At 54.0% G+C, this 1,214-nt stretch carries 1 protein-coding gene; it reads right to left on the bottom strand.

The window, feature by feature from the left end:
* Positions 1–1,214 (bottom strand): PEP/pyruvate-binding domain-containing protein (locus KDK17_RS07180; RefSeq protein WP_257287712.1); only part of this gene is annotated, 1,214 nt, incomplete at both ends.

Below are 1,214 nucleotides of genomic sequence, written 5' to 3'. Positions count from 1 at the left end.
ATGCAGGGCAAAAATCAGCTCATGGACACTCCGCACCTGCTCAGCCTCCTCAGGGATGAGGGCTTGAAGACAGGATTGGAGCAGATGACAGTCTGCCAACCACGAACGAAAAATCCCCGGGGATAGCTGCCCGTCTTTAGCAGCTTGCATTGGCAGAATAATACTGTTTAAACCGGATCGGATGATCTGTTTTAGCGCCTCGAATCGGTTGCTCAGTTGCGATAACTCTTCCAACAATGGCTTGACCTCGGCTGAGCCGGTGTCACCCGCCAGCCACAAAAATGCCCGGTAACCCCCCAGCAGTGCTTCAGCCCCGTGAATCAGCCGATTTACGTGGTCCCTGGTCTCAGCCAGTCGTTTTGATCGTTGTGGCGACATGCTCAATTTTATAGGGTTTGCCAGACAATCCAGTCCGCTGCCGGGGGCAAAAAGTGCCAACAAACGGGCATTTTGATCCGTGAGCCATTGAAAACCGCTGGCTACCCCGTGGAATGCGCCTTCAGGGAGAGATAAATCATCCCGTGACGGGACAGCTTTTGCCAAAGGCACATCAGAAGCAGCAGAAGCCAGGCTCCTGTGACTGGCCAGTTTCTCGGTAATGTCACCGGCCACAATAAAGGCACCGGGCTTACGCTTAAAGCGGGCGCAGGCCAGCGTGACTTGCTGGCCATTCTGAGCGACCACTGACGCATACCTGTCACCAGCCAGCATCAAGGGCTTTTTTTCCTGTCTCATGAGGATCGCCACATGATCATTGAATCCGCCCTCGGCAATGACAAAACCACCTGCCCGCATCAGAAACCCGGACTCAAGCATCCATTCTTCGGCGTGCTGGGACACGACAATGGCTCCATGTCGCATCAAGCCTGCGTCTTGTTTTTTGGCCAGCCAGATGGGTCCGGTGCAATAGCCTTCGCTAATGGCCTCGCCACTGGCCAGGCTGTCTTCGGGTATGCGCATGGCAAAATCCATACCGCCAGAGAGTCGGGTTATGGGGCGCACCTGCAACAGGAACAGGCGACCCTGATGGTTGATGGCAAACTCCACATCCACTGGGCAGAACAACAGGTTTTCGAGCTCTGCCACCATCTCCCTGAGTACTGAAACCGTGTCATCACTGAGTCGCTGCCCGCCGTCGTCTGACCGGGAATTCGCATCATCAATTCTTGTTTCCGAATAGCCATTATTTTCACTGTTTTTTTGGAGGATAAATT

Origin of the sequence: Endozoicomonas sp. SESOKO2 (assembly GCF_024606245.1) — a bacterium.
Lineage (GTDB): Bacteria > Pseudomonadota > Gammaproteobacteria > Pseudomonadales > Endozoicomonadaceae > Endozoicomonas_A.
Note: the sequence above shows the minus strand (reverse complement) of the source record. Positions and strands in the feature narration are given on the sequence as shown.